Consider the following 22063-nt stretch of genomic DNA (forward strand, 5'->3'; position numbering starts at 1 on the left):
GGCTTTATACTTTGCCCGGAAAGGGTAATCCGGGAGGATGCCGCGTTATACCTTGTTCGTGCCCAGACCCCGCATGCCGCCAAGCGCTACACGCAAAAGGGCCGGGTAAAATACCCAGCCCTTTCAGCTTTAAACCCTATTCGTTGTTTGTGTTTCTTTATTCTTTCAGCAATTTGATGTAGTGGGTTTCGCCCCCTACCTGTGCCCGGATGATGTAGAGGCCTTTCGGCAAGTTGCTGTCAAGCATCAGTTTTTCCGTCGTGAAGCCTTTTTGCACCTGCATAGTGCGCTTCAGCAACTGCTTGCCCACGGCATCTGTCACCACTATCTGGGCTTCCCCATCTGTGTCTGCCGCGATATCCAGGGTTACCTCGCTCTGGAACGGGTTCGGGAAGACGATCACTTTGTTGGCCAGATTGCCAAACGTTACGGCTTTCGGCCCGAACATTTCGAAGGTGCCGTTCACGTCTATCTGCTTCAGGCGGTAGTAGCGCGTGCCATACTTGCCATTTTCCATGTCCGTGAACGCATACAGCTGCTTGGTGCTGGAGTTTCCGTTTTTAGTAGGTATGAAAGTCAGCTTTCGGTAGTTAAACCCGTCAGACGACACCTGCACCTCGAAGCCCGTGTTGTCCAGTTCCATGGCGGTCGCCCACTCCAGCACCACTTGGTTGCCCTGCCTGTTGGCGTTGAGGTAGATGATTTCGACGGGGAAGACGGAAACCGGGCCTGCTGCAAGTTGTTGGAATGTTGCAGTATAGCAGGCATTTTTCTTAAAGGTAATGGTTAGACTCAGCTCTGTATAATCAGTTGGCATTGTAAATCGTACTATAGGTGAGTTGTCTCCCACTGGCATTTTACCTCCAGAAGTCGTGGTTAAAAACCATTGATAACGTTCTGCATCATTATTATTGCGCACATTAGACTCTTCCACAGAAAATGTCGCTTCTTTGCCAGCTTCTAAACTTGTCTGACTAGTAATTTCAGTACCGTTGGCATAAATTTCACCTGTTGGGATGGATCTCGGAGCTATGGTCACATTTTTGGTCAGTGTGTTAGCGCAGCCGTTGCTACCAGTGTAGCTATACTCAATAATATAATCACCAGCACCCAGGGTAGAGGGATTAAACACAGTAGCATTGCTTTCCCTTACCGTTGTACCCTGAAGAATTCGGAAGGTTCCGCCTGCAGGATTTCCTGTTAGTGCTTGGCTTGGATCTGAAATACAGTAGCTGGAGGCTGCTGGTGAACTGATTGCTAATGTTGGAAGTTCATTTATTATTGCGTCAACAGGCACTCTTTCACTTTCACAACCTGATGCTGCATTAACGGTTGAAACCCAGAACGTTTGATTAGTCTCTACGTTTGCAATCTCGTAGCTTAAGCCTTCGTTCAGGATGTCAGTACTTACATTACTTGCATACCATCGGTTAACTGTGCCATTTGTGCCCAACGTGGAAGTTAGTGTTAATGCACCAGGGCCGCACCTTTCGTTCGATGTAACTCCTGGGATTCCAGGCTTCGGACTAACGGTTACACTTATAGGATCTGCTGTCGTGGTATTGCAGTTAAGCGTTGTACTAACGTCAGTGACACGTACAGTATAGCTACCCTCTTCAGCAGTCACAAAGTTAATTCTAGTTTCCCCTGCTATCAATAGTCCATTATTCAACCACTGGTAATTGTAAGTTCTACCAACTGGTGCACTTGGACCCTGCAACGTAACTGTGTTCCCTTCACATAAATTTTGGTTACCAATAACAACTATATCAGCTGTAGGTGCCTGATTTATAGTGACTGTGGTTGGAGCAGATAATTTGCTACAATTGTTATCATTTGTGGCTTGCAGGGTATAACTACCACCTTCTGAGGCAACAAAGCTAGCACCTACTCCTACCTGCACCCCATCTTTAAACCATATAAAGCTGGTACCGGTATCAGAGCTGGCATTAAGAGTAACACTACCACCTTCACAAACCGCTACAGGTCCGGTTGGCGTCACAACTGCCGTCGGCAGAGGATTTACAGTAACCGCTACAGGCGCTGATACAGCAATACACCCAGCGCTTGTAACTTCCACTGTATAAGTACCCGAAGCACTTACGCGCAGATTAAAATCAAATCCAATAGGATTCGTGTTTCCTTCCTGGAACCAACGATAGGTATAACCATCTACCTGAGGTGCATTAAGGAAAATGGCATCTCCTTGGCAAAAGGTGGTAGGGCCGCTTGGAGTAATTGTAGTCTGTGGCTGCGGATTTACTGCCAGACCGACAGTGCTTACAGCGTCTGTACATGTTTCAGCGGCTCTGGTAGCTGTTAATGAGATAATGGCATTGCCTGATCCTGTTGAAACTACAGTTGCTGTAGCTACCCCATTGTTGTAAACAGGGTTCTGAATCACGAAGTCTGGGTTATTGGAGGCCCATATGGCTGAGCTTCCCACATAAGAGCCACTTATAGAAAAACTGTTTGTATTATCAGTACCGATACATTGGGTTTGATTTGAGCCATCAATTGAAGCCGTTGGTTGAGGATAAACTGTTACCTGTACCTCTATCGATGCCTTTTCACAACTGGTGTTCTTCACCACCACATAGTATGTGCCTGTTGTTGTTGCTCTGTAAATTCTATTAGTTTGTCCTTGTAGTACACCTGCTTCATTATACCATTGGTAGGTATAGGTTTCTCCTGCTGGAGCCTGGTTAGCACGAAGATCTACAAAGCCGCCCTGGCAAAACTCTGGACCGTTTGTAAAGACACCATCATAGCTGATTGCGGCTTCTGTTTCTGTGCCCACCGTAACTACCCGTTCCTCCGATGTATTCGTACACCCTTTACCAGTAGTTATTTTAACAGTATAGCTACCTGACAAAGTCGCATCATAGAAGGGTATGGATGAATCAGAAGTTAACGGGTTTCCATCCAGAAACCATTCGTAGGTATAAACCTGCCCAGAAGGTGCATTCGGTGCTCTCAGCCGAACTGATCCACCCACGCAGAAATCTACTGGGCCTTCAGCCGTGATGCTAGCAACTGGCGTTGGATTTACTGTTACTGTTATCGGAGCGGAAGTATTAGAACAGCCATTTGCTGTTACTATCACGCGGTAATCACCGGCTTGTGATACTGCTAAGGAAGAATTTGATTGGCCGGTAATAATAGAACCGTTAAGAGTCCAGACGTAGGTATAATCTGTACCTGTTTGGGCATTTAGTGTAAGAGATTCTCCTGCGCATATCTCTCCATTATTGGCGGGTGGGTTGATGCTAGCAATTGGTAAGGGTTTCTCAGTAACAGTAGTGGCCGCAGACATCTTGCTACATCCATTGTTTGTAACCTGCACGGTATAGCTTCCGATTTCATTGGCAGCAAAACTTACTCCTGTACCTACCTGTTCCCCATCTTTAAACCAGATGTATGAATTCCCCGAGGCCGTTTGGGCACTGAGCGTTACACTACTGCCTGCGCAATAAGATGCTGTAGCCCCCTGCACGATAACAGCTGTTGGAAGCGACTTTACAGTAACTGTAACAGCTACCCTACTACTCGTCTCACATTGGGTGGCACTATTATAGCCAGCCGCATAGAGGGTAGTTGTGATTGTTAAGTTACTACGCGTTAGCGTACTAGCCTGCCCTGACAAAACCCCTTCCCCCAAAAAAGAGGTACTCCCGGTTGGTGTACTGTACCATCTCACAGCAGTGCTGTTATCTCCCAATGTAGCCTGGAAAGTAGCACTCTCACCTGCGCAAATAGAGTTAGGTGTTACACTCGTATTAGTTGGCAGCCCTGGCAAAGGGTTGACAGTTACCGTTACCGGGCTAGAAGCCGTACTTGAACATCCACCTGTAGAAGTTGTAATAACAACCGAATAGTCACCTGAAGCTGTAGCGGCATAGGTAACGCCCGTAGCGCTAGGAATAGCAGTACTGCCATTAAACCATTGATATGTATAATTACCACTTGCAGGAGTTGGATTAGTTGGATTTGCAACAGCAGTTAAAGCTACCTGGCCACCTTGGCATACCGCTGCAGGACTTACCGGATTTATGGAGGCAGTTGGTGTTTGCATCGCCCTTGCAGTTACGGCTACCCTTGATGTACTTTCACAACCAGTTGTAGAATTATAGCTACCTACATAAACTGTTCTTGCTGTACCTTCGGAGAGTGTAGGAGAGTAACTCAGTCCCTCCTGTAATAGAAGTCCACCTATTGGCGCATCATACCATCTGTTTGTAGCCCCCTCAGCAGGAACGTTTCCGGCAGCAACCGTACTTGTCAAATTGACTGTTCCGGCGCCGCATCGGGCTACAGCTGTATTAGTTACAGTTGGCTGATTGAGATTAGTACACGATCGTGAAACTTCTAAATCATCAAGAAGCAAGGTGGCATTGTTAACATTACTTGCAATCCGAAGTGCCAAATATTGCCCTGTAACAGGTGTGGAGACAGTGAAATTTATTGTGAAATTTGTTAAACTAGTGGTGTTTATAGTGGTCTTGTTAGGCGTAAGTAATAAACCATCTTTACTTCCGGCCACCGCCGAAGATACTCCTCTCCAAACTTCTATTTCAGCAGGAGAATTTGCATTTACTTGCGCTTTAAAACTAATGCTGTAGGTATATCCCGGATCAAAATTGAAGGTTGTTGAATTAATTACAACATAACCATTATATCCTTTTTTGGACGCATCTCCATTATTTCCAGTTGCTCTTATTGCTCCAGTAGCTCCGCTGCTTATAACTATAGAAGCACCACTTTGTGTTTGATTTTGAGCAGTAACTTGGCTTGCCTGAGCAGCAGTAGTAAAGGTATTGGGGCCATAAAGCGTCTGCGCCGACGCGACTTGGGCTAGCAGCATAAAGACCAACAGCAATAAGCCTGCGGCTGTATTGAAGTATCTTGCTCTATTGCAGCAGGCAATCAGTCCGGTAAAGTTTTCTAGCATAAAAAAGGGTTTAAAAATAGCCTATAAGCGTTGGTGTATAAAGTGTTAACTGCATACAATGCAGCGAAAACAAGGCTCCGAAGGGCCTTGCTACAGAAGGGTGAAATGCAGTAGTAATGCACCAGTTGCCTTTTCCGAGGCAGTTGCCGCATTACAGAATGGAATAGCCGTTTTTACCGTCTACCCGATAGAGATTCAGGGGCGCAGGCAGCGCGTTTGCAGCGCTACCTTTTTCTATAATTTCCTGCTATATTTAAAATACCTAAGAATATATATAGCAATAAATATTTTACTTTGTATATATAACATTTAACTATTACAATACATTTACCTTGAATGCTTAAATAAGTTACACCATTAATAAAATTAATTCTATATCATCCACAAAGCATATATATAAATTTTATTATACTAAGCCCTACAGCAACAGAATCAAACAAAAGGCATATAATGCCATGCCTGAAAATTCCAAAAAAATCACAGCGGAGTACCTACAGCCAACCTGGCATGCGGCTGCGTGCGCAGTAAGCTGAGAGAGGAAGGGCATACCCTTGGTATAACCTGAAAGTGCAGCCAAACCACCCATAGTATAAAACACGATAAAGCCGTACCTTTGCAGCCCTTACAAGACTAAAAGACCTATGAGTGCCAGAAGCGTAGCGCTATTACTTGAAACCGCCTACGACAGCGAGCAGCTGCCTGTAGCGGAAGATGCGGCAGGCCAGATTTACCTGGATTTCGAAAAAGCCCACAAGTCCTCCCGGTTATCGGCTGGCAAAGCGCCTGAAGAGCTGAACTTCCGGTTCGAGCGGCTGCGTCTGGTGGTGGCGCTCGCCTTCGTGAAAGCCTTCACGCGCCTCTCCAACAACGAGAAAAGCGTGGAGGTGCTGGAACTGCTGGAGCAGGCCCTGCAGGCCAAAAGCACGAAGGAGATTGACAAGGTGGTGCAAAAGAAGATCGCCGCGTTCGACAACCTGTACCACGAGATATTTGTGAATGAGCAGCGCGAGCAACTGTTGGGCCTTTTCGAGCAGACCCTGGATGCCGCATCGAAGGAGGAACTGGACGAGCTGATTTTTGAAGGCCTGGAACTGATGCAGGACATCAACTGGGAGGCCGACAAAGAGGATGACCCGGATGATATGGAGCCGCTGGACGAGGATTTCCTGAAAAACCTGTAAGCTCTGCCCTGCCGCCTCAGCGCTGTACGTGAAGCGATACGCCGATAGTAGCCCATTACACACGCATACCCTACTCCTATGACGGACCCCAAAAAGCTGGCGATAAAAGATTTTGTCTATCCGCTGCCCGACGAGCGTATCGCCAGGTTCCCACTGCCTGAGCGCGACCACTCCAAGCTGCTCCAATACAAGGGCGGCCATATCTCCGATCATACCTTTACCGACCTGCCCGGGCTGCTGCCCCCGCAGACGCTGCTGGTGTTTAACGATACGAAGGTGGTGCAGGCGCGGCTGCAGTTTCAGAAAGAGACGGGCGGCACGGTGGAGATTTTCTGCCTGGAGCCAGTGGCTCCCTACCGCGAGGTGCAGCTGGCCATGCAGCAAACAGGAAACTGCGTCTGGAAGTGCCTGGTAGGCAACAACAAGCGCTGGAAAAGCGGACCGGTGCAGCTGCGTTTTGACGGCGGTATGCTGCAGGCCACGCGCGAGGCACAGCAAGAAGGTCATTTCCTGATACGTTTCACGTGGGAACCTGCCGAACTGCCCTTCGCGGAGGTGCTGGAGCGCTGCGGCAAACTGCCCCTGCCCCCCTACCTCAACCGCGACCTGACCCCTGACGACCATATCCGCTACCAGACGATTTACGCCAACCAGCAGGGCGCGGTGGCGGCCCCCACGGCGGGCCTGCATTTTACTGAGCGAGTGATGGCAAGCCTCCAGGAGCAACACATCACATCAGCTTACCTGACGCTGCACGTGGGCGCGGGCACCTTTAAGCCCGTGAAAGCGGAGGTGATGGAGGCGCACGAGATGCACGCCGAGCAGTTATACATTACCCGGCCGCTGCTGCAGCGCCTGGCCCGGCAACTCGGAAAGCCGGTGATCCCGGTGGGCACCACCAGCATGCGGTCACTGGAGAGTTTGTATTGGCTGGGGGCCAAAGCGATCCAGACGCCGGATATGCTTTTGAGCGAACTGCATGTGAGCCAGTGGCAGGCATATGAGGCCACCGCGCTGCCCACCGCCACCGAGGCAGTCGAGGCCCTGCTGCAGTATATGGACCGGCATAAAACCAGCTTCCTGCATGCCAGCACCCAGATCATCATCGCGCCCGGCTATACCTTCCGCATCTGCAACGGCCTGATCACGAATTTCCACCAGCCCGAAAGCACGCTGCTGCTACTGGTATCCGCCCTGATCGGGGAAGACTGGCGCAAGGTATATGCCCACGCGCTGCAGCACGACTACCGCTTCCTGAGCTACGGAGACAGCTCGCTACTGCTGCCCTAACTGCTATAGCCTCACATTCACAGTTCCCATAACCTCACAGTGTCCGAAGGTCCTGTGAGTGTTTGGCAGCTACAGGGCTAACAGCTTTGCCATGGTTAGCCCAGTTACAAGGCGTCAGCTTTGCCATGGTTAGCCTAGCTACAGGGCGTCAGCTTTGCCATGGTTAGCCCAGTTACAAGGCGTCAGACACTCACAGGTCCTTCGGACGCTGTGAGGTCTTTTGCTGCCATCCCGTTACAGGCCATACTCGGATATGAGGTATACCAGCGAGGCCATACCGGCTGCGCCAAGTTGCATCTCGCGGCGGTTCACGTTCTCGAACACGTCTATACTGGTATGGTGATAATCGAAGTAGCGCTGTGAGTCTGGCCGGTAGCCGATGAGGGCCACCGATCCCTGTCCTTTCAGCGGGCCGATGTCGGAGCCGCCGTGCCCCATGCCGTACTCCGACAGGCCGTAGGGCTCCAGCATGGGCTTCCAGGCCTTCAGTTTGGCGAGCTGCGCGTTGCTGCCCTCCATGCTGAAGCCGCGCGGGGTAAAGCCGCCCGCATCCGACTCGATGGCAGCCACGTGCTTCTCGCCTTTGGCTTTGGCCACCTCCGCGTATTTTATACCCCCGCGCAGTCCGTTCTCCTCATTCATAAACAGCACGGCCCGCACGGTGCGCTTGGGTTTGATGCCCAGTTCCTTGAACAGGCGCAGCACCTCGATAGACTGCATACAACCCGTGCCATCGTCGTGGGCCCCTTCGCCCAGGTCCCAGGAGTCGAGGTGGCCGCCTACGGCGATGATCTCATCTGGCTTCTCTGTTCCCTTCAGCTCCCCGATCACGTTGTACGACAGCACGTCGGGCAGCATCTCGGAGGTCATGCGCATGTAAAACTTCAGGTTCGGATCCTCTTTCAGGAGGCTGCTGAGCCGCTCGGCGTCGTTGGTGCTGATGGCCGCTGCCGGTATTTTGGTTACGCCGTCTTCGTAGCGGGTATTGCCGGTATGGGGCACGTCCTGCAGTTCGTTTGCCATGGAGCGCACCAGCACCCCTGCTGCCCCGAGCCTGGCTGCCGCTACCGGGCCGCCGCCGCGCTGGTCCACAGCGCCGCTGTACGAGGCCATGGTCTGCACGTGGGTATTGTCAAAAGGCCGGTTGAAGAACACAATCTTGCCCTTTACCTTCTTTTTGCCCAGCTTCTCCAGCTCCTCAAAGTTCTGCACCTCAACCACCTCCGCGCTCAGGCCCTGTTTGCCTGTGCCCACAGAGGCACCCAACGCTGCGATGTTCATATCGGCGTTGCCGATCATTTTGGAGTTGTAGACACGGCCGATCTCCTTGTCGCCGCGCACCCAGTGGGGCACCATCACGGGCTGCAGGTATACGGTGTCGAGGTCCAGCCGCTGCATTACCTGCCGGGTCCATTCCACGGCCGCGGCGGCCTGCGGCGAGCCGCTGAGGCGCGCCCCGATTCGCTTGGTCAGGTAGCGCAGGTTCTCATAGCTCTCGGTGCTGGTGAGGGCCTCGCTGTAGAGTTTTCGGATGATGACTGAGTCGGAAGGAGCTTGCTGCTGTGCCACGGCAGGCAGTGTAAAGGCGGTGGCGGCTGCAATCAGAAAGTAGCGTAATTTACGTGTAGTGCGCATTAAGTATAATCAAATGAGTAGTTGTCGGTAGGTTTTCGGTTTGAGGATTCAAGATAGCGAATTTATGTCAGGACATGAAACCGACGCAACGCTAGCCAAATGAGAATTAGCGCTCATAGCGGCAGGTTCTGACCTGCCTGCCCATACCTCGGCATAAGCTAGCAGACATAGGTCTGTGAAAGGAATAAAGGAAAGACACCTTTATACTTTCGCTGCCCGGTCGTCATCCCCCTGCCCCCTTCAAAGGGGGACTTCCTCAATACGTAAAGTGAATAGACTTTCCAAGCATACTGAGTGACCCCTTTTAAGGGGGCAGGGGGATGAAATCTCCAAAGAAACAGGCTACACCATCTTTTGAGCCAACCACCATTTAACGCCCTCAAGCACGTGCCGCCAGGTATACACACGGCGCTGCAGCGGCTATTTCGCCTGCATCAGTTTCTCCAGGTTCTGCTTGCTCACGGTCAGGAGGCCGACTTCGGGCAGGCGGCTGGTGAGCTCGCGCCAGTCGGCGTCTTTCTTGTATACCTCTCGCAGCAGCTTCGAGGCTTCCGCTATCTGTCCGCTGTTGGCCAGCCCGATGGCATGCCAGTACTTCATCTCCAGGTTATTGGGGAACATCTTCTCTGCCTTGCCATACTCCTGCATGGCCTGCTGCATCTGCCCTTTCTCAATTGCCAGGTCGCCCGCGTTCATGTGCTCGTAGGCGCGGTATACCTTGAGCAGGCGCGCCAGTTCTTCCAGCGGTTGCTCGCCGTCGTCTACCCGCAGATCAATGGTGCGCTCGTTCCAGGGCTGGTCTGTTTTCTGCCCTTTCACCACCACCAGCGCCGCCGACTGCCGCCCGCGGATATCGCCGCCTTCGCCCTCGGCTGCCTGCATGGCCAGCAGCACCCGCTCGGCCAGCGGCTGCCCTTCGCTCTTCTCAAATGCCCTGGCCATGGCAGGCCATACCTTGTCGGTCAGCATCATGTTGGCCTGCACCGAGAAGTTAGCGCCCGTGGTGTGCCCGGCGTAACGGATGCACTGCTTGCCGGTATGGGTAGCCACCCGCCCCTGCGCATCCAGTATGGCCACCTGCCGCACCTCGCGGGCCTCGTCGTCAGAGAGCAGTATGGCGAGGGCCTCCTCCGGCGACTTCCCCTCTCTGAGCAACGCCAGCCCGCGCAACCCGAACGATTTGTTGGTGAACGACTGCGTGGCCACCACGCCTACCCCGGCCTCGGCCCACGGCACCGATGTGCCCACCGAGAACCAGTGGCTCTGCACGCCCACCGCCATCTCGCCGGTTTTCGGGTCGCGGGCGACGATAGAATAGGTATGGGCCAGCGGCTCCTCAGCCTTGAACACCTGCGCCTTCGCGGCTCCGAGCGAGGCCATCAGCGATACCCCCATAGCAATTAATGTCGTTTTATATTTCCTCATGTCGATCTATTTCCATATCATCGTGTATACCTTCCGGTCACTTCAAACGCTTGTTACCGGAAGTGATACGCAGGATAGGGCGAACGCACCATACAAAAATAAAATATTTTTCGCCCCTGGGATGTCCTTTGCCCTGCAACAACTTCTGCTAAGGATAGCAGTATAACGATATATATAACCACGACACTAAAAGCGGGCGCCAGCCGGCCCTCGCTCACAACATTTATACATGAAAAACGCAGTACGAGAAAAAAAACCTTCGCGCATGGCCATGCTGATAGACGGCGACAATGCGCAACCCAGCCTGATCGTGAAACTGATGGCCGAGGCCGGAAAGTACGGCGCCACCACCATCCGGCGCATTTACGGCGACTGGACCACCCCGCAGATGAACGGCTGGAAAGACTGCCTGAACAACCACGCCATACAGCCTATCCAGCAGTTCCGCTATACCGTGGGCAAGAACGCCACCGACAGCGCCCTGATCATCGATGCCATGGACCTGCTGCACAGCGAGTTGGTGGACGGCTTCTGCATCGTCTCCTCCGACAGCGACTATACCCGGCTGGCCACCCGCATCCGCGAGGCGGGTATTTTTGTGATGGGCATCGGGCAGCAAAAAACACCAAAGCCGTTTGTGAATGCCTGTAACGTGTTCATCTTCACAGAGAACCTGACCGACGATATTGACGAGAAGAAGATAGCCGCCGCCGAAAAAACCCCGGAAAACGGCACTTCCAAACAGGCCCCCAACCCAGTGCCCCTGCTGAAGGAAGCCTTCGTGATGTCGGCTGACGAGGACGGTTGGGCGCACCTGGGCGTGATGGGCGTGAACCTGCGCCAGCTCGACCCCAGCTTCGACCCGCGCACCTTTGGCTACGGGCAGTTGCTGCAGCTCATTAAGGCCCAGACGAAGCTGTTTACCATCCGGAAAGAAGACGACAAAGGCCCCTCGGCGGTATACGTGAAGCGCAAAGACCAGCGCAGAAGCCGCGCAAAGAAGAAACCACAGCCCGAAACGCAGAACATTGCCTAAGCGGATTTGGCGTTACATGAGTATAAACTTTTGGGTTGAAGTAGATACAGGCAGCGCATAAAGCCCTTCGTTTGTATATAAGTCATCATATTAAAGCGCATACCTGAAACGCCTGCTGTCTTGGGTTCACTGCCCGTGTCGTTCGTCTTGTGCAAACGAAACTGCTGCTGGACCTTTGCCTGCTTCCCTCCACTAGCGCCAGTACCAAAACAAAGATGTACAATGCCAGACATACCTTGCTCTAACCCGAAACACAACGCCGAGTTCGCGGAAGAATGACGTGGATGTACAGCTCATCAAAATGCACTCTGATTAAGTTGCATGTATCCCCACAAAAAACGCCTGCTCCGGAAAGAGCAGGCGTTTTTTGTGGGTGTCTTATAGCGGCATCCTACACACCAGTGCAGGAAAATCGCCAACACAATTATCTATAGCACAGATCTTTACAGCGAGGTGCCGATTTTTTCAACAAGCAGCTTGGCCTTTTTCCTCACCCCTGCCTTGCTGCGCTCAGGGAACGGGGTTACGTCAATCAAACTAAAGCTATATAGTGTTTCGCCAACCACAGCGGTAACGCTGTCTATACTACGAAACCCATTATCGCAACTGCCTATACACAGCTGAATGTCCTCGTTTTTGCCTTGGCTGTTGGATGCTGAAAGCACTATTGATGCGGCCCCATAGGTAATACAGGTCACATCCTCCGGACAGCGCGAGTCAGTGATTTTCCTGGCCGAGAGGTACAGTTTGCGGGGCACATCTTCACCATAGAGCGTCACCTGCCCCAGTTCCGGCAGCGTAATCTCCTGCCCAAACTGCACACCATCTGCTTCTATGCCGGCCTCTTCAAACTGCCCCGGCTCAATACTTGTTTCTTGCTGGCACCTGGTCAGCAACAGCAGCAGCAGCGCTGCGCAGATATAATTTACCATAGGGATTGAAAGTGGGTTCAGCAGTAAGAGCCCGAAAACGGACTAATGGTTGCATGCCATGGAAAACAGGTTCTATCCTTTGGCTTCAATGTCCCTATGCACTAAGAGCGTGTTTAAAATTCATCTTTTGGGCTACAAAACGTCCATCAAGGAACCTGACTTCGCCTTTTTATCGCCCCATAGCGCTGCTATGTGGCTCAAAAAACGCTTCGTCAGAACCCTTCCAGAACATTTTTCGCTTCCAAAAATGAAATTTAAACATGCTCTAAACCAGAAATAGACATCACAAGCGCCATGTCTATTTCTGGTTGTTTATTCAATTGAGCTTTCTCAAACTCTTTACTCCTCCCCCATGGCATAGCTGATGCCTCCCCACATGTGCTGCAGGAAGGTGGAGTCGGTGTAGCTTTCTTTGGTGTGGCCCAGGCCGGTGTAGAAAGAGCGGCCGCCGTCGAAATCGTGGTACCAGACGATGGGATGGTTTTCACCGTTCTTGCCACCTTCGTAGGTGCTTTCGTCCAGCGTGGCCAGCACCTTGATATCCGGGTTGATGTCCTTGTAGTTATAGAGCTCGTCGAAGCGCTCCCAGTTGTCGGGCAGGTGGCTGGTGGAGGGGTGGTTTTTGTCCTTCACGCGGACGGTGGCCTGCTGCTGCTTAGGGTGGCTCAGGAAATACGCGCCCACCAGCTTGTTATACCACGGCCAGTCGTACTCGGTATCGGCGGCAGCATGGATGCCCGCAAAACCGCCCCCGTTTTGTATATACTTCGTAAAGGCCTCCTGCTGCGCCGGGTCTAGCACATCCTGGGTGGTACTCAGAAAAACCACGGCCTTGTAATGCCGCAGCGAATCAGGGGTGAAGTAGGCGGCGTTCTTGGTGGTGTCCACCACGATGGTGTGCGCGCCGCCCAGCTTCTGTATGGCGGCAATGCCATCCGGTATGGACTCGTGGTAATAGCCGCTGGTTTTGGAAAATACGAGAATGCGCGAGGCGTCCGCTTTCTGCACTTCAGCAGCGGCGGGATTACGCGTCTCGGAGGCAGACGATGAGCAAGCCTGGGCACCGCAGAAAAGCAGGAGGGCAGCCCCGTAATGCAGGAGTTCTTTTTTCATGTGGAGATCTATCGTGTTTATAGTCAGATGTGTTATAAACTTAACAGATTATACCATCAGATAAAAGTGCCACAGGTATATAGTTTCATGCAAATCTTTCCGAACGGCGCACTGCCTGACTATTTCAGGATTTCCTTTGCCTTGGGCAAGGCCCGCAGGGCCCACTCCCGGTGCATCTTGCCAGAGTAGTGCAGCCCGTCGCTGGCCACATAAGTCAGGTCAGAAACGGCTTCACGCGTCAGCGGGGTAATGTTGATAAACGTGACCCCTGCCTGCTCCGATAGATCTTTGGCTGCGGCGTTAAAGGCGTCGATCTCCGCAGTAATCTGCTGACGGTTCTGGCCCCTGCCATAGGGCGTCGCGCCCCAATCCGGTATCGACAGGACCAGCACATGCTGCGGATTCCGTTTGGCCAGGCGGATGGAGGTTTGCAGCAACTCATTGAACTCGGTTCGGTAATTCGCCAGCGACTGCCCACGGTACTGGTTGTTCACCCCGATGAGCAGCGTCACCAGGTCGAAGGTGGCTTTGAGGTCGGCGGATTTGATGGCAGCGGCCAGCTCGGAGGTGGTCCAGCCTGTGCGGGCAATCGTTACGGGGTCGCTCACCTCCACGCCCTCCGCCCGCAGCAGCCCGACCAACTGCCTGCCCCACTGGTCGGCTTCCGGCACGCTCTGCCCGATGGTATAGGAATCGCCGAGGGCAAGGTAGGTTTTCGTGGTGCTGCTCTCGTCTGCAGGTGTTAGGATGGCCGGCTCGGGATCCGCCTGCTTGCAGGCGGCAAGGTTCAGGCACATGAGCAGTAACAGGTTTAAGAAATAGCTGTTCATAGGGTATGATTTCTTTCCCTCCATATACTCTTTCCAAGGGAAATCAGATTGGGTGCTACCCCCACAAACGTGTGTTTGTAAAGCAGCTTTCCGGTATAAGGGGAGGACAGGTCACACCTGTAAGGTTATCTCTTTTATACCGCCGTCAAGTGAAGCTTACGAACAGAAAAAAAGAATGATCCGAGTGAAAAAATCCAAGAAACTTTAAAAAAATAAAATTTATTTTCAGTGCTGCCGCCTCCCTCTCTAAAAGGAACTGTTTGTCAGATTGGACAATTTTCTTACAGTTCGTTTTCTTGTTACTAAACCCTAACATAAGACGAACAATAGCTTTAACGAACACACGTCAGCATATATACTGGGCAAATACACCTGTAATAAGTCAATTAAATATAAAAATGCATCAGGTTACTATCTGATTTAATAATTCCTTTCTATCAGTAATTATTATTACTTTCTTGTGATACTCCAAAACTATGACTCACCGAAAGGGGATTCAAAAACCATGGCCTAAGCCATTGGCAGACACAAAACCAACCAATTACCTCCTCCGTTTATTGATCATGCTGTAGGGCATTCCTTTGTACAGAGGCTATACCAGAATCAGTAAATTATATGTTAAAAAACGCCAGGCACGTCGCGGGCATTCCTGGCAAACTGAAGTTTATCCTATTTTATGTAAAACCTTTAACTACTCTCATCTTATGAAGTTGATTTTATCTTGTTTTACTGTTCTATGCCTGTTTGCAAACACCGTTTTTGCACAGGTTGTCATAGACACCGATTTGCAGCAGCAGTTGCATACAGCCACTGGGCCGTTGGGCGTAATCGTAACCTTTAAGGGCGATGGCGCACCTACCACCGCTAACTTAACGCTCCTGAAGGACCTCGGCATTAACAAGGGCGTCACTTTTAGCTCACTTCCTATCGCCGGAGTGCTGGCTACGCCGGCCCAGATCGAAAGCCTGTCAGGCAACCCTGCCGTTTTATCGATCTTCCTGAACAAGCAGCTTACCTACTACAACTACAACGGCACCAGCCTAACAGGCGTGAAAAGAGTTCGCGCTGACAAGGGGATGACGGCCCGCAACAACGGGATGCCGGTATCTGGCAAGGGCATCGGGGTGATGATCAACGACAGTGGCGTTGACGGCACACACGACGACCTGAAGCTGGGCACACACCTGGTACAGAACGTATTGGGTACCACAAACCTGAACGGTGTTGACGCCATGCTGCCGGTAACATACCTGGAGAACGTACCGAACACCGACACCAACTCTGGGCACGGCACGCATTGCGCAGGCTCTGTTGGCGGAAACGGTGCCAGGTCTAGCGGCCTGTACGAAGGCGCGGCACCAGGTGCACAATTAATTGGCTATGGCTCAGGTGGCGCGCTGTTCATCCTGGACGCGATTGGCGGATACGACTATGCCCTGACACACCAGTATGAGTACGGTATCCGCGTGATCAGCAATTCCTGGGGCACATCCGGCACGTTTGAGCCTGCCAACCCAGTAAACATTGCTTCCAAGAAAGCATATGACCGTGGCATTGTATCGCTGTTCGCAGCTGGTAACGACGGCCCGAGCTCTGATACCCACAACCCATACGCGATTGCCCCTTGGGTAATTTCTGTAGGCGCTGGCGACAAGTATGGCCGCCTGGCTGGCTTCTCTTCCAGAGGCGTGAAAAACGAAGGCGGCACCTTTACAATAGACGGCGAAACATGGAAGTATGAGAACAGACCTACTATAGTTGCCCCCGGCGTAGACATCGTTTCTACTCGTGTAATCGCCCCTGTTTCCTCACTTGGCGCTCAGAAAGACGCTGATCTTGCTCCAGCACACGTACCTTTCTATACGCACATGAGCGGCACTTCTATGGCGACACCGCACACTGCTGGCATCGTGGCCCTGTTATTAGAGGCCAATCCATCGCTTTCTCCTGCACAGGTAAAGGACATCTTGCAGAAGACAGCCACGAACATGCCGAACCGAGAATCTTGGGAGGTTGGTGCAGGTTACGTGAATGCTTACGCTGCCGTAGACCACATCTACCGCAACGCCACTTTCGGCACAAGCCTGAACATGACCAGAAGCTTCAACAGCAACATCAACACGGCTACTGTAAAGGAGAGCTTCGTGATCGATTACAAGCCTGTTTTGACTGCGGATAACAGCAAGACGTTCAATGTAGCGCAAGGAACCACTGCCATCGAAGCAAAAATCACTGCTGAAGGCGAGCTTGGCTTAACTGGCAACCCGGTAAACCTTATCCTGACAGGCCCGGACGGAAAAGAATACAGAGCAGGTATCCCGGTAACATTCGCCATCAGCACTGACCGTGGTGTAGCCGTTGCTTCCCCTATGGCCGGAACATGGACACTGCGCGTGGAAGGCCTGAATGGCGTGGCACTTGCAGAAAGAGTATCCGGTACCTTCACAGCCGTACAACTGAGCGGCTCTACTGGCCTTAACGACATTGCTGGCCATCCGGCAGAGGCTTCTATCAAAATGGCAGTTAGCTCCAGATTGGCAGACGGCCTTGGAAGCGGCTTTAAGCCAGACGAACTCCTGAAAAGAATTCAGTTGGCTGATTACCTGATGATGGGCCAGGCAGTGCGTCAGTACTACCCAACCACAGGCGCTGTTTCTTTCAAAGACGTAACCGGAAGCGAATTGCTGCTGGCAGAGTCTGTAACTGGTAAAGGAGCCGCGTTGAGAGACCGTTTCCAGACCGCAAACGGCATCATGCTGACAGATGGCTCTACCAAGTTTAACCCTAAGGGAAGCGTAGACAGAACGAGCCTCGCTTACGCACTGGTGCAAAGTCTGGGCCTTCAGGACATCGCCCTGCAGCGCAACGGAAAAGGTGTAACTGTACGAGTAGACGGGAAAGACATCCCGGTTGATGATGCGAAATCCATCCCTGCTGGTTTGGAGGGGTATGTTAGCGTAGCCTTAGACCTGGGACTGATCAACGCCTTCTACTCTGTAGCGCAGGGCCCTTACGACCTGGTGCCAGTGTTGCACGCTACTTTCAAGCCAACGCAGAACGTAACGCGCGCTGAGTTCGCCGTGATCATTACCCGCACATACGATAGCTGGAACTCTTTGAAGCAGCCATTAGCCACCTCAGGCACCTCCGGCATGCAGGCAGCAGGCGGCCAGTGGACAAAGAACTTCACATACCCGAACCCATTCACAGATGCCACTACCATTAGCTACGCTGTGGAGCAGGATGGCTTCGTAACTGTAGAGGTATTTGATGTGCTGGGCAAGAAAGTGAACACGCTGGTAGCTGAGCAGAAAGCAACAGGCACGCATGAGGTACAGTTCAATGCCACCAATCTGCCAGCCGGCACATACTTATACCGCATCAGCTCTGGCAACAAAACATATTCTAACAGAATGATGCTGACCCGCTAGACATAGCGAATAAAGCTAAAGCAAAACGCCCGTTGCAGTTGCAGCGGGCGTTTTGGTGTTTAATGGGTTTTGAGGATCAGCAGCTTGGTGATGGTCCTCCCCAGTTTGGAGGTACAGCCCTAATGCCTAGATATAGCGGTTCACCACGTTCTCCAGGTACTCCTGACGGCCGCTCTTTACTTCGGGCTCGCCGTTGTTGATCGCGTACTGGCGCAGGTCTTCGAGGGATAGCTCTCCGGCCTCGAAGGCTTTGCCCTGGCCGCTGTCGAAGGAGGCGTAACGCTCCTCGCGCACTTTCTTGTAGTCAGAGTTCTGCAAAATCTTGTCTGCCGTGATCAGGGCGCGGGCAAAGGTGTCGGCACCGCCAATGTGGGCGTAGAACAGGTCCGCCGGGTCAGTGGAGTTTCTTCTGATCTTGGCATCGAAGTTTATACCCCCGCCCTGCACGCCACCTGCCTCCAGAAACACCAGCATGGCTTCCGTCAGCTCGTTGATGTTGTTCGGGAACTGGTCCGTGTCCCAGCCGTTCTGGTAGTCGCCGCGGTTGGCGTCGATAGAGCCCAGCAGGCCCGCGTCGGCTGCTACCTGCAGCTCGTGCTGGAAGGTATGGCCCGCCAGCGTTGCGTGGTTCACCTCGATGTTGATCTTGAAATCGTCCAGCAGGTCGTACTTGCGCAGGAAGCCGATTACCGTGGCAGAGTCGTAGTCATACTGGTGCTTGGTCGGCTCCATCGGCTTCGGCTCGATGAAGAAGGTGCCTTTGAAGCCCTGCTTGCGGGCATAGTCCTTGGCGGTGTGCAGGAAGCGGGCCAGGTGGTCCTGCTCGCGCTTCATCTCGGTGTTCAGCAAACTCATATAGCCTTCGCGGCCTCCCCAGAACACGTAGTTCTCGCCGTTCAGGGCGATGGTGGCATCCAGGGCGGCTTTCACCTGCGCCGCCGCATGCGACAGCACATGGAAGTCGGGGTTGGTGGAGGCACCGTTCATGTAGCGGCTGTGCGAGAACACGTTGGCCGTGCCCCAGAGCAGCTTCACGCCGCTTTCCTGCTGCTTTTGCTTGGCGTATTCCACCAGCGTCTGCAGGCGTCGCTCGTTTTCCACGATGTCGTTGCCGTAGTCCACCACGTCCACATCATGGAAACAGTAATAAGGCATGTTCATCTTGGTGATAAACTCGAAGGCGGCGTCCATCTTGTCTTTCGCTCTTTCGATCGGGTCAGCTTTCTCGTCCCAGGGGAAGTTCAGCGTTGCGCCGCCGAAGGGGTCTGCGCCGCTTGCGTTGAACGAGTGCCAGTAGGCCACCGCAAAGCGCATATGCTCTTTCAGCGTTTTGCCGGCCACTACTTTGTTCTCGTCGTACCAGCGGTAAGCCAGCGGGTTGTCAGACTCCAGGCCCTCAAACTTTATCTGCCCTATTCCTTTAAAGAATTCCTTTTCTCCTATCAGCGGATTTGCCATACTCTTGGTTGTTAAAGATTAGTTGATTTATTTCTTGTTCAGTTGGTCCATCAGCAGCGCTTTCCACTCCTGGTATATGGGTTCGTAGGCGGCGGTCGCCTGTGGTTCTATCAGTTTTACGGGCCGGAAATGGAGGAAGGCCTCTTCCGGCGAGGCAAACACCGTGGCCCCGATACCGGCCCCAAGGGCTGCGCCCACGCTTCCGTCGTTCTGGTATAGCTCCACGGGCACGTTGGTGGCGTCCACGAAGGCCTGCGCGAACAGCGGACTCAGGAACAGGTTGGCCTGCCCCGCCCGGATCACCTGCGGATTCATGCCGTTTTCGCGCATGATGTCCAAGCCGTACCGGAAAGCGAACACGATCCCCTCCTGCACCGCCCGGAAAATGTGCGCCTGCGTGTGCAGGTTCAGGTCGATGTTATGGAAGTGCGCGCCCACGATCTTGTTGTTCAGCATGCGCTCGGCCCCGTTGCCGAAAGGCAGAATGCGCAGGCCGTCGCTGCCGATCTTCACCTGCTGCGCCGCCGCGTTCATGGCCGCATAATCCAGCCCGGACCCGATGTTGTGCTTTGCCCAGCTGTTCATGATGCCGGTGCCGTTGATGCACAGCAGCACCCCGACCCGCTTCTCGCTGGTGGCGTGGTTCACGTGCGCAAAGGTGTTCACCCTGGATTGAGGGTCATACACCAACTGGTCGCTCACGCCATATATAACGCCCGAGGTTCCGGCCGTGGCCGCCACCTCACCCGGCTTAAGCACGTTCAACGACAGCGCGTTGTTGGGCTGGTCACCGGATTTATACGTGACAGGTATACCGGCTTGCAGGCCCAGCCGCTCGGCCAGTTCCGGCTTCAGGCGGCCATGCTCCGAGAACACGGGCTTGATTTCAGGGATGAGCGTTTTCTCGAACTTGAAGTACTGCAGCACATCCTCCGACAGCGCGTCCTGCTTAAAATCCCAGAACACACCTTCGGATAAGGCAGAGGGACTGGTCGTGATCTCGCCGGTCAGCTTCATGGCGATAAAGTCGCCGGGGAGCATCACTTTATAGATCCTGCTGTAGGTTTCCGGCTCATTTTCCTTCACCCAGGCCAGCTTGGAGGCTGTAAAGTTGCCGGGTGAGTTGAGCAGATGCGACAGGCTCCTTTCATGCCCGATGGCATCGAAGGCCTTGTTGCCGATCTCCACGGCGCGGCTGTCGCACCAGATGATGGAGTCGCGCAGCACCTGCTGCTCCTTGTCCACTACCACCAGGCCGTGCATCTGGTAGGCAATGCCGATGGCGCTGATGTCTTTTGGGGCATAGCTGCCGCTGGCGTTTGCCTTGGCAATGGCCTTTTGGGCGTGCTCCCACCACATCTCCGGCGACTGCTCGGCCCATCCCGGCTGGGTGGAGGTGATGGCCGTTTCCTGGTCGGGGTACTGCGCCGCGGCCACCGTCTGCTGCGACTGTGCGTCCACCACCGATACTTTGATGGAGGAGGTGCCGATATCTATACCTAATAATAACATATATGCTTTGTTTCTGGCGGCTTACCGCCTTATTTTCAGTTAGTTCAAAATCAACCCACTCCTATGCCAACGTTGGCATAAATTTGTCGAGTTTTATTTACATAAACAAGTGTTTACTTACTTATTCTTTTCCTGCTACGGCTTTCTGCCTGTTTTCATTGCCTTTAAATGGATAGAAGCGTTACATTTGCTCGTCCCTTTTTTTATTTGAGTCGAAGCCCTTGAAAAAAGTTACCATACATGACATTGCCAAAGAGCTGGACATTGCCTTCTCTACCGTGGCCCGGGCCCTGAACGACCATCCGGCCATTAGCGACACGACCAAGAGATCGGTGCGGGAGACGGCGCAGCGGCTTGGCTATCGCCAAAACAAGATCGCCTCTTCCCTTCGCTCTGGCCAAAGTAACACGATTGGCATCATTGTTCCCAGCCTGGATGTCAGTTTTTTTAGCTCTGTGGTGCACGGCATCGAAAAAATAATGAACGAGAACGGGTATAGCATCCTGCTCTACCAATCGAACGAGTCGCAGGAGGGTGAGAAGAAAGGCATAGAGACTTTTCTGGACTCTCGGGTGGCGGGCATCATCGCCTCTGTGGCAAAGGGGACGACAACCTATGAGCATTTCGCCGAAATCCAGCGCCGCCGCATCCCATTCCTGTTTTTCGACAGGGCCATAGAGGCGCTGCAGGTGCCATCCGTGACGATTGACGATTACAAGGGCGGCTTTCTGGCAACAGAGCACCTGATCCGGCAAGGCTACAAACGCATCGTGCACATCACTGCCCGGCAAAGCATGGACATCTTTACCGAACGCATGAGGGGGTATGTGGATGCCCTCAAACGCCATGACCTACCTGTGGATGAGCGCCTTATCCTCTACGGGGACTTCTCGCTCGACTTTGGCCGCCAATGCATCCGGGAGCTCTGCCAGCACGAGGTTGACTTTGATGCCGTCTTCGCCCTCGAGGACTTCACGGCGATGGGCGCGCTGCAGCAACTGCTGGCCTACAACGTGCGCGTGCCCGAGGACGTGGGCGTGATCGGTTTCGCCAACGAGTCGTTTGCCGCACTGGTCACGCCGGGCCTGTCCTCCATCGACCAGCAAACCGAGGAGATGGGAGAAGCCGCCGCCGCGCTTTTCCTGAGGATGCTGCGCTCCGATGACCTGTACGACAACCCGCCTCAGCGCGTGGTGCTCGAACCGCACCTGATCGTGAGAGCCTCCACCGCCCGCAACTCCGCTTAACCCTTCTTCAGGTGCTCCTTGG

Annotated in this window: 13 protein-coding genes; 5 read left to right on the forward strand and 8 right to left on the reverse strand. The window is 53.0% G+C overall.

What is annotated here, in order from left to right; genetic code table 11:
• Nucleotides 1-157 precede the first annotated feature (157 nt).
• Nucleotides 158-4951: a T9SS type A sorting domain-containing protein gene (locus tag MKJ04_RS10650; protein WP_241641620.1), complete on the reverse strand. Its 4794-nt coding sequence runs from the start codon at nucleotides 4949-4951 to the stop codon at nucleotides 158-160.
• A gap of 641 nt (nucleotides 4952-5592) precedes the next feature.
• On the opposite strand from MKJ04_RS10650, the gene MKJ04_RS10655 reads away from it, so the two are divergent.
• The gene (locus MKJ04_RS10655; RefSeq protein WP_241641621.1) at nucleotides 5593-6132 is read left to right on the forward strand and encodes a hypothetical protein; all 540 of its coding nucleotides are present in this window, start codon (nucleotides 5593-5595) and stop codon (nucleotides 6130-6132) included.
• A 78-nt stretch (nucleotides 6133-6210) separates the two neighbouring features.
• Nucleotides 6211-7422, forward strand: coding sequence for an S-adenosylmethionine:tRNA ribosyltransferase-isomerase (locus tag MKJ04_RS10660; RefSeq protein ID WP_241641622.1), 1212 nt, complete (start codon nucleotides 6211-6213; stop codon nucleotides 7420-7422).
• A 234-nt stretch (nucleotides 7423-7656) separates the two neighbouring features.
• Here MKJ04_RS10660 and MKJ04_RS10665 read toward each other — a convergent pair whose 3' ends face one another.
• Nucleotides 7657-9057 carry a M20/M25/M40 family metallo-hydrolase gene (locus MKJ04_RS10665; protein WP_241641623.1) on the reverse strand — a complete coding sequence of 467 codons (1401 nt, stop codon included), beginning with the start codon at nucleotides 9055-9057 and terminating at the stop codon, nucleotides 7657-7659.
• A gap of 420 nt (nucleotides 9058-9477) precedes the next feature.
• Nucleotides 9478-10482: a DUF1028 domain-containing protein gene (locus MKJ04_RS10670; protein WP_410896821.1), complete on the reverse strand. Its 1005-nt coding sequence runs from the start codon at nucleotides 10480-10482 to the stop codon at nucleotides 9478-9480.
• A 229-nt stretch (nucleotides 10483-10711) separates the two neighbouring features.
• Here MKJ04_RS10670 and MKJ04_RS10675 point away from each other — a divergent pair, with 229 nt between their 5' ends.
• Entirely contained in the window at nucleotides 10712-11518 is an 807-nt protein-coding gene (locus tag MKJ04_RS10675; RefSeq protein ID WP_241641624.1) for an NYN domain-containing protein, read from the forward strand.
• A gap of 443 nt (nucleotides 11519-11961) precedes the next feature.
• On the opposite strand, the gene MKJ04_RS10680 is transcribed toward MKJ04_RS10675, so the two are convergent.
• The 3 genes from MKJ04_RS10680 to MKJ04_RS10690 all read right to left on the reverse strand — a co-directional run bounded on the left by MKJ04_RS10680 (nucleotide 11962) and on the right by MKJ04_RS10690 (nucleotide 14393).
• Entirely contained in the window at nucleotides 11962-12450 is a 489-nt protein-coding gene (locus MKJ04_RS10680; RefSeq protein WP_241641625.1) for a hypothetical protein, read from the reverse strand.
• Nucleotides 12451-12789: 339 nt separating this feature from the next.
• Nucleotides 12790-13563 (reverse strand): ThuA domain-containing protein, encoded by a 774-nt coding sequence (locus MKJ04_RS10685; protein ID WP_241641626.1) that lies wholly within the window; start codon nucleotides 13561-13563, stop codon nucleotides 12790-12792.
• Nucleotides 13564-13682: 119 nt separating this feature from the next.
• Entirely contained in the window at nucleotides 13683-14393 is a 711-nt protein-coding gene (locus tag MKJ04_RS10690) for an SGNH/GDSL hydrolase family protein (RefSeq protein ID WP_241641627.1), read from the reverse strand.
• 704 nt (nucleotides 14394-15097) lie between these two features.
• On the opposite strand from MKJ04_RS10690, the gene MKJ04_RS10695 reads away from it, so the two are divergent.
• On the forward strand, nucleotides 15098-17824 hold the full coding sequence (locus MKJ04_RS10695; RefSeq protein WP_241641628.1) for a S8/S53 family peptidase: 2727 nt from the start codon (nucleotides 15098-15100) through the stop codon (nucleotides 17822-17824).
• A gap of 126 nt (nucleotides 17825-17950) precedes the next feature.
• Here the strand turns inward: MKJ04_RS10695 and xylA are convergent, their stop codons facing one another.
• The gene (xylA, locus tag MKJ04_RS10700) at nucleotides 17951-19282 is read right to left on the reverse strand and encodes a xylose isomerase (protein WP_241641629.1); all 1332 of its coding nucleotides are present in this window, start codon (nucleotides 19280-19282) and stop codon (nucleotides 17951-17953) included.
• 27 nt (nucleotides 19283-19309) lie between these two features.
• Entirely contained in the window at nucleotides 19310-20794 is a 1485-nt protein-coding gene (locus MKJ04_RS10705; RefSeq protein ID WP_241641630.1) for a xylulokinase, read from the reverse strand.
• A 221-nt stretch (nucleotides 20795-21015) separates the two neighbouring features.
• Here MKJ04_RS10705 and MKJ04_RS10710 point away from each other — a divergent pair, with 221 nt between their 5' ends.
• Nucleotides 21016-22041, forward strand: a complete 1026-nt coding sequence (locus tag MKJ04_RS10710; RefSeq protein WP_241641631.1) for a LacI family DNA-binding transcriptional regulator — start codon at nucleotides 21016-21018, stop codon at nucleotides 22039-22041.
• Nucleotides 22042-22063 lie beyond the last annotated feature (22 nt).

Source organism: Pontibacter sp. E15-1 (genome assembly GCF_022601975.1).
Taxonomy (GTDB): Bacteria; Bacteroidota; Bacteroidia; order Cytophagales; family Hymenobacteraceae; genus Pontibacter.

What these genes read in the sequence shown, in the direction of transcription:
- MKJ04_RS10650 (WP_241641620.1), bottom strand. Translation starts at nt 4,951, where the DNA reads ATGCTAGAAAACTTTACCGGACTGATTGCCTGCTGCAATAGAGCAAGA.
- MKJ04_RS10655 (WP_241641621.1), top strand. Translation starts at nt 5,593, where the DNA reads ATGAGTGCCAGAAGCGTAGCGCTATTACTTGAAACCGCCTACGACAGC.
- MKJ04_RS10660 (WP_241641622.1), top strand. Translation starts at nt 6,211, where the DNA reads ATGACGGACCCCAAAAAGCTGGCGATAAAAGATTTTGTCTATCCGCTG.
- MKJ04_RS10665 (WP_241641623.1), bottom strand. Translation starts at nt 9,057, where the DNA reads ATGCGCACTACACGTAAATTACGCTACTTTCTGATTGCAGCCGCCACC.
- MKJ04_RS10670 (WP_410896821.1), bottom strand. Translation starts at nt 10,482, where the DNA reads ATGAGGAAATATAAAACGACATTAATTGCTATGGGGGTATCGCTGATG.
- MKJ04_RS10675 (WP_241641624.1), top strand. Translation starts at nt 10,712, where the DNA reads ATGAAAAACGCAGTACGAGAAAAAAAACCTTCGCGCATGGCCATGCTG.
- MKJ04_RS10680 (WP_241641625.1), bottom strand. Translation starts at nt 12,450, where the DNA reads ATGGTAAATTATATCTGCGCAGCGCTGCTGCTGCTGTTGCTGACCAGG.
- MKJ04_RS10685 (WP_241641626.1), bottom strand. Translation starts at nt 13,563, where the DNA reads ATGAAAAAAGAACTCCTGCATTACGGGGCTGCCCTCCTGCTTTTCTGC.
- MKJ04_RS10690 (WP_241641627.1), bottom strand. Translation starts at nt 14,393, where the DNA reads ATGAACAGCTATTTCTTAAACCTGTTACTGCTCATGTGCCTGAACCTT.
- MKJ04_RS10695 (WP_241641628.1), top strand. Translation starts at nt 15,098, where the DNA reads ATGAAGTTGATTTTATCTTGTTTTACTGTTCTATGCCTGTTTGCAAAC.
- xylA (WP_241641629.1), bottom strand. Translation starts at nt 19,282, where the DNA reads ATGGCAAATCCGCTGATAGGAGAAAAGGAATTCTTTAAAGGAATAGGG.
- MKJ04_RS10705 (WP_241641630.1), bottom strand. Translation starts at nt 20,794, where the DNA reads ATGTTATTATTAGGTATAGATATCGGCACCTCCTCCATCAAAGTATCG.